Consider the following 6593-nt stretch of genomic DNA (forward strand, 5'->3'; position numbering starts at 1 on the left):
AAAAGGAAGCATTACGCTTCCTTCCTTTACTCTTCAAACGTGCCCTTAATTACAGTCTCTCCGTCTCGAACCATCACTTGCCCCAACGCGAAAACTGAATCAATGTTGAGATCTTCATTAAGAAGAACAAGATCAGCATCTAGCCCTTCTTGCAGTCTTCCTTTTTGTTTAAGCTTTAAAATGCGGGCAGGATTAGAAGTGATTGTCTGCAATGCTTCATGAAGTGGAACCCCTTCTAATTGAACAGCATCACGCACTTCACCGAACAGCGAGTTCACTTTGCCGATACGCAAGCCCGTAAACTCTCCAAATTCATTAAATGCAGGCAAACTTCCTTGTGCGTCTGATGTAAACGTGATTTGCTCAATTGCCACTCCGGCATCGAGCATCCTCTTAAGCCCGATTGAGCATTTAACTTCGCCTTCTTCTAAAAATTGCTTCGTCGTACTTGTTGTGAAATCTACGATACCGCCTTTTTTCGCAAATTCAATCCCTGCTTCAAACAAGTAAGAATTTCGGTTGATATGCGTCGGATAAAATTGAGAAAGAGGCAGATCGGTCGTATCCACTACTTCTTCAATTAAAGATAACATCCTTTTGCTGTCGCCAAGGTGAATGTTCACAACACCAGCTTTTCCTGAAAGCATACCTGCAACTCTTGCTTGTGACGCTAGCCTTGCCAGTTCATGAGCGTCCGGCTGGCTGGAACGATGGTCAGAAATAGCAATTTCACCTACACCGATGATCTCATCGACCATCATGATGTCTGTTTCAATATTCCCTGTTAACGTTTTAACAGGAACTTGATAGGAACCCGTATGTACAAAGCACGAGATTCCTTCTTCTTTTAGCGCTTTTGCTTTTGCGATCAAAGAAGTCATCGTCCGGGCTATTCCGTCCGTACCGATTACACCAACAATCGTTGTCACACCCGCTTTCGTAACATCTGACAGATAGATCTCAGGAGTTCTTGTTTTATATCCACCTTCTCCTCCACCGCCAGTAATATGAACATGACCATCAATAAAACCTGGTGCTACTATTTTTCCTGTTGCATCAATTGTATGAATATCAAGAGCAGGTGCCGGCGATTCAATATTTTCCGAAATCTTGGCTATCTTTCCGGCTGCTAAAAGAATATCTTTTTTCCCAAGATAATGAGGAGCGTACACCTCACCGCCTTTTATGAGTGTAAACATGTAAATCAGTCCTTTATTTTTTCAAAGATAGATTATTTAAAACCAATAAGTACTGCTGTAACGATTACAATAGAAGCTAAGATAAACAATAATAGCTGAAACTTAATCTGGAACTTGAACCATTTGGACCACTCAATACGTGCCGCGCCCAATGTTCCCATCAATGCCCCGGACGTCGGTACGATCATGTTAGTAAATCCGTCACCAAGCTGAAACGCAAGTACTGCGACTTGTCTCGTAACGCCTGCCATGTCAGCAAGCGGAGACATTAACGGCATAGTAAGAGCGGCTTGACCTGAACCTGAAACGATAAAGAAGTTAAACACGGCTTGAAATACATACATGATCCAAGCTGAAACCGCTACAGGAACATCTGAAACGAGCCCGCCTGCCGCATTTAGCATGGTGTTTAATACGGAAGGCTCAGCAGGGTTGTCTCCACCTAACATGATAATAACCCCTTTTGCCATACCAACAATGAGGGCTGCAGGAAGAATATCTCTAGCTCCTTGTTTGAAACCATCTGATATGCCGTTTACTGTTAAATTATTAAGTTTGAAGATTACTCCAATTATACCCGCAACTAAACCGATTGTGAAAAATTGAGTTGCAATTTCAGGAATGTAGTATGCTCTTTCAACAACACCCCATACAATCCAGATTACCCCTGCTCCTATTGTTAAAAGAATAAGGATATGTCCTGTTCCAAAGTTTGCTTTAATATCCGATTGTTTAAAATCTTCTCGGAAGTAAGCATCGGACTCATATGATAATGAACGTTTAGGATCTTTTCTAATTCTAGAAGCATAAATCCATGTATAAACAATACCTATTAATGTGAAGAATGCCCACATCCCAATACGGAACGGTGCACCTGACAATACGGGAACCCCAGCAATTCCTTGTGCAATCGCTACACCAAACGGATTCATCCATGATGTGGCAAATCCAATCTGTGTGGCAACATACGTAATCATAACCGCTGTAATCGCATCATAACCAAGCGCAATTACAACTGGTACAAGGATCATCGCAAACGCAATGGCTTCTTCACCCATTCCAAAAACTGCTCCGCCTAATGAGAATAATAAGAACATAATCGGAATAATAAGGACTTCTTTTCCTTTTGTACGGTCAATCATCTTTAAAATACTATCTTCAATCGCACGCGTCTTCATAATAATTCCGAACGCACCACCGATTATAAGGATAAACGCAACAACCCCAACAGCAGATCCCCACTTATCCCCAGTAACTAAGCCTTCAAAGATATAGTTCAAGAACCCCGCACCGCCGCCTTCTTCAAACAGGCTGACACCTTTAGTAGCTGGCTCACCGTCCTCCCCTTTTACATAGGAAAAGCTGTCAGGAACAAGTACTGTTTTAGTCTGTTCTTCTCCACCTTGCGTATAAGTTGTTTCTTTCGTTTCAAACTGTCCTGCCGGTATGATATACGTTAATAGTGCCATCAAGGCTACGACAAAGAATACGATAACGAACGTATCAGGCATCTCAAACCTTCTTTTCTTCTTATCCACTTTACTTCCCCCTTTTCTAAGTTCACATTATATAAATGCAAGAATTGTGCCAACATTTAGTCTCCTTTGTTAAAGGTTTTTAAATATTTTGTTTTATTAATTGGCTAGTTATTAGATAATAGGTTTATAACCAATTAACATCCTAAAAAAGACCATTAAAGAAGGTGCGTATGATGGAGACAAAAAAAGAGATTGTTCTTTTAGCAGGTACAAAGGAAACACGCATTGCACTATCCCATCAGCTTCAATCTATATTAGGCGATTATTTTCATATTAAGAGCTTTTCTTCTGAAGAAATGCTTCCTACACGATTAGAAAACGAAGTCGTAATTCTATCATCTTATCTTATAAAACGTGAGGTAGCTCATTGTTTGGATAAATCATGTAGAGTGATTACGGCAAGACGGACCGTCAACTATGAATATCTGGATCAGCTTTTAAAGCTGCCAGAGGGTACAGATGTTATGTACGTAAATGATTTTCCTCAAACGGTAGAACAGTCCGTACAAACTCTCATTCATCTCGGAATCAATCACTTAAATTACCTTCCCTACTATCCAGGCATTCCTCACTTCCAACATGCAGATATCGCTGTCACTCCGGGTGAGATGCATCTAGTGCCGAAAGAGGTTAAGAGAATCATCAATATCGGAGTACGTCTGATTGACATTACTACAATAACAGAGATCTTGAGCGAACTTGGTGTCTTAGATGACAGAGCAACAGGCATTTCCGAACGATTTACAGAAAAAATTATTCAGTTATCTAAGAAACTTGCACATGCTAATCAAAAGGCTCTTCAATTTAACGAACACTTGGACAAAGTTTTAAACGGTGTTAATGATGGCATCTTATCATTTGATCATACGGGAATGATCACCGTATTTAACGAGGAATTAAAGCACATATTTTTAACGGACTCCAAACAAGCTGTTGGAAAACATATTAAACAAATTATTAAAGATAAAGAGCTGCTGAACTTTCTAACAGATACAGCGAGTGAGCAATCTGATCAATTTTTTACGATCAATGATACGAATGTTATGGTTCACCGGTTTACATTGACAGCTGAAAACACGATGATTGCCACATTTAAGAACACGAGTACTACAATATCGATGGAAAAAGCAGCCCGATACGAACTAAAGCGAAAAGGCTATATCGGAAAGTATTTTTTCCATGATATCATCGGTGACTCAGTGGCAATAGTTCGAGCAAAAAACATTGCAAAGAAACTGGCTGCAACAGATCTTTCCCTCCTTTTACAAGGCGAGAGCGGAACGGGCAAAGAACTCTTTGCAAGTGCCATTCATAACGAATCCGGCAGAAGAAACGGTCCCTTTCTAGCAGTAAACTGTTCTGCCCTTTCAGAGGATTTATTAGAGAGTGAACTCTTCGGATATGAAGAAGGCGCGTTTACAGGTGCTAAAAAAGGAGGTAAACAAGGTCTCTTTGAACAAGCAGAAGGCGGAACTATTTTTCTGGACGAAATTGGCGACATTAGCGTCAAACTTCAAACACGCCTGTTGCGGGTTCTGCAGGAAAAAGAATTACGAAGAGTTGGTGGAACACGAGTACTCCCTATAGACGTCAGAGTTATCTCAGCTACTAACAAGGATCTGGTATCTGACATAAGAAAAGGACTGTTCCGTGAAGATTTGTATCACCGGCTGAATGTGCTTTACTTAAAAATCCCAGCACTTCGTGAGCGGAAAGGCGATATTCCACTTTTACTTAATCATTTTTTAGAGATGCGTTCTACTAAAAAAATAAATGTGGAGAACGAAGTCGTTGGCCATTTAATAAACCGCTCTTGGACGGGTAATATTAGAGAATTAAAAAATGCCATTGATTATATGCTTGCTGTATGCGATGGAGAGAAGATTTCTGTACGGGATTTGCCTCAGGAAGTGATGAGAATAAGAGAGTTTGAGAGGAGTATGGACGCACATGTTTTCAATGAGGTTGCTGTGAGCGCAGAAGACTTGCCGCTTATAGCACCAAATGAAGAGGCTGCGATTCTGAGCTCGATCTATCGCAACCATCGTTCCGGTAAAGCGTCCAGCCGAAAATGCTTATTGGGAGATTTGGAATCACAAGGCGTAAAGTTGTCAGAAGCTCAGGTCAGGTTGCGCTTAGACCTCTTGGAGCGGAAAGGGTTTATCGTGAAAGCCAAAGGACGAAAAGGAACACGACTGACAGAGAGCGGGCTTATTTATATCAAAAATGAATTGGAGAGATCGTAAAACTTGAGAATCGCTCATAAAACTTGAGAATCGCTCATCCAGCATGCATTTCATGCCGCTGTATAAGCGAGAACGGTCCTACACCTTCTTAAAAACCTCCAAAAAAAAGCCGGCTCCTGCAATCATTAAGTGAACTGTTCCCTTAAAATTAGACAGTTTATAAAAAGACCATTTAAGCAGCTATTAGATGACCTCGGAATTGTTCCGGGGTCATTCTGCTTAATGTCCATTGATATCTTTCTGTATTGTAATATTCTATGTATTCCTCTACTTTGTACCTTAATTCAGCGACCGTTTTACATTCGACATCTACTTCGTCTTTAAAGTGCCCAAAGAATGATTCCATAGGGGCGTTATCCAAACAATTCCCTCTCCTTGACATGGATTGTGTAAATCCTAATCCTTTTACTCGTTTTTGAAATTCAGGATGTGTGTAATGGAAACCTTGATCGGAATGAAGAATTGCACCAGGATAAACATTCCCGTCCAAAGAGTCCATTAATTTTTCTAGTGTTCGATAAACAATCCCCATGCTTAGTGATGTTGAAAGAGAGTACGCTAATATCTCTCTGGTTGTACTGTCTTTTACGCAAGATAAATAAACCTTTGAACTGTCCTCCAAATATAAATACGTAATATCTGTGAGTAAAGCCATTCCAGGTCTAGACTGGACAAAGTTTCGATTCAGGATGTTCGGGCACGTTCTATGTTCTTGTGTAGCCTTTGCTAATTTCCTATAAGGATTTTTCCTGCGTATTTTTGTTTCAAGATTAAATTTTGTTTTAATTCTATATATTTTTTTGAGATTCATTTTAACATCATAGATATTTTCTAGACGCATCTTTATTACGCGTCCGCCGAGCTTTTCTTTTTTACTGTCATGAATCTGCTTAATGAGTTGATAATCCTCTTGATCTTTTGTTTCTCGTTCAAGGCGCTTTGGCTCTGCTTTTAGCCAGGCATAATAGCTCTTTCGTTTTACACCAGCTATTTCACAGAGATGGGAGACATGGCGTTTAAGGTTGTGTTTTCGGATCGTTTCATTGATGAGCTGATACTTCTCAGATGTAGTTACTTCTTTTTCGCCTGCCTTTCTAGTTCCTTGAGCTTTTTTAAGAAGTCGATCTCCATTTCAAGGAAAGCATTTCGAGCTTCTGCTTTCTTTAATTTTTCTTCTAAGGTTGGTTCCTTCGAAGAAGGACGTCCTGTACTGCCTTTTCCACGACGCTCCGTGTAAAATCCATCCTCACCATGCGCTTCAAACGAGTACCTCCAGCGTTTTAAACAAGCTTGTGGTTTATCGACTCCAATCATCTCGATATCAAAACCATGATCTATAAAAATTTCCATTGGTAATTTTCCTTGTAAATATTCTTTTACAGCTTGAACCTTAAACTCGGGTTTATAGCTGATAGAACGATCTGAAACATGGCTTACATTTGGATTGTTTTCAAGTTGTTTTCTTTGAAGTTCGTTATAGATAATTTTACTCAATGTGGATTCCCCGTTCTCCCTGTTTGGTTTGATTATAACGGGTTTCTTGTTAAAGAACACAAAAAATCCCGAATAACGGACTTTTTATAAGTGTCCATTATTCGGGATACAGTTCA

4 protein-coding genes are annotated in these 6593 nt (G+C 40.0%); 1 reads left to right on the forward strand and 3 read right to left on the reverse strand.

The window, feature by feature from the left end; translation table 11 throughout:
* Positions 1-26: 26 nt before the first annotated feature.
* Complete coding sequence (gene iadA, locus ACOZ9X_RS11225; protein WP_423418186.1) at positions 27-1199, reverse strand: beta-aspartyl-peptidase; 1173 nt, start codon at positions 1197-1199, stop codon at positions 27-29.
* 32 nt (positions 1200-1231) lie between these two features.
* Complete coding sequence (gene yfcC / locus ACOZ9X_RS11230) at positions 1232-2737, reverse strand: putative basic amino acid antiporter YfcC (protein ID WP_423418187.1); 1506 nt, start codon at positions 2735-2737, stop codon at positions 1232-1234.
* A gap of 170 nt (positions 2738-2907) precedes the next feature.
* Between yfcC and ACOZ9X_RS11235 the strand changes: the two genes are divergently transcribed.
* Positions 2908-4983: a sigma 54-interacting transcriptional regulator gene (locus tag ACOZ9X_RS11235; RefSeq protein ID WP_423418188.1), complete on the forward strand. Its 2076-nt coding sequence runs from the start codon at positions 2908-2910 to the stop codon at positions 4981-4983.
* A 172-nt stretch (positions 4984-5155) separates the two neighbouring features.
* On the opposite strand, the gene ACOZ9X_RS11240 is transcribed toward ACOZ9X_RS11235, so the two are convergent.
* A protein-coding gene (locus ACOZ9X_RS11240) for an IS3 family transposase (protein ID WP_423416476.1) occupies positions 5156-6477 on the reverse strand; the annotation gives its coding sequence in 2 pieces (ribosomal slippage) (positions 5156-6105 and positions 6105-6477; 1323 coding nt in all).
* Positions 6478-6593 lie beyond the last annotated feature (116 nt).

The sequence above is a fragment of the Fictibacillus nanhaiensis genome, from assembly GCF_049537595.1.
In the GTDB taxonomy this organism is placed as follows: domain Bacteria; phylum Bacillota; class Bacilli; order Bacillales; family Fictibacillaceae; genus Fictibacillus; species Fictibacillus nanhaiensis_F.

Excerpts from the sequence above, each read along its gene's own strand:
- iadA (WP_423418186.1), bottom strand. The coding sequence starts at position 1,199 with ATGTTTACACTCATAAAAGGCGGTGAGGTGTACGCTCCTCATTATCTT.
- ACOZ9X_RS11235 (WP_423418188.1), top strand. The coding sequence starts at position 2,908 with ATGATGGAGACAAAAAAAGAGATTGTTCTTTTAGCAGGTACAAAGGAA.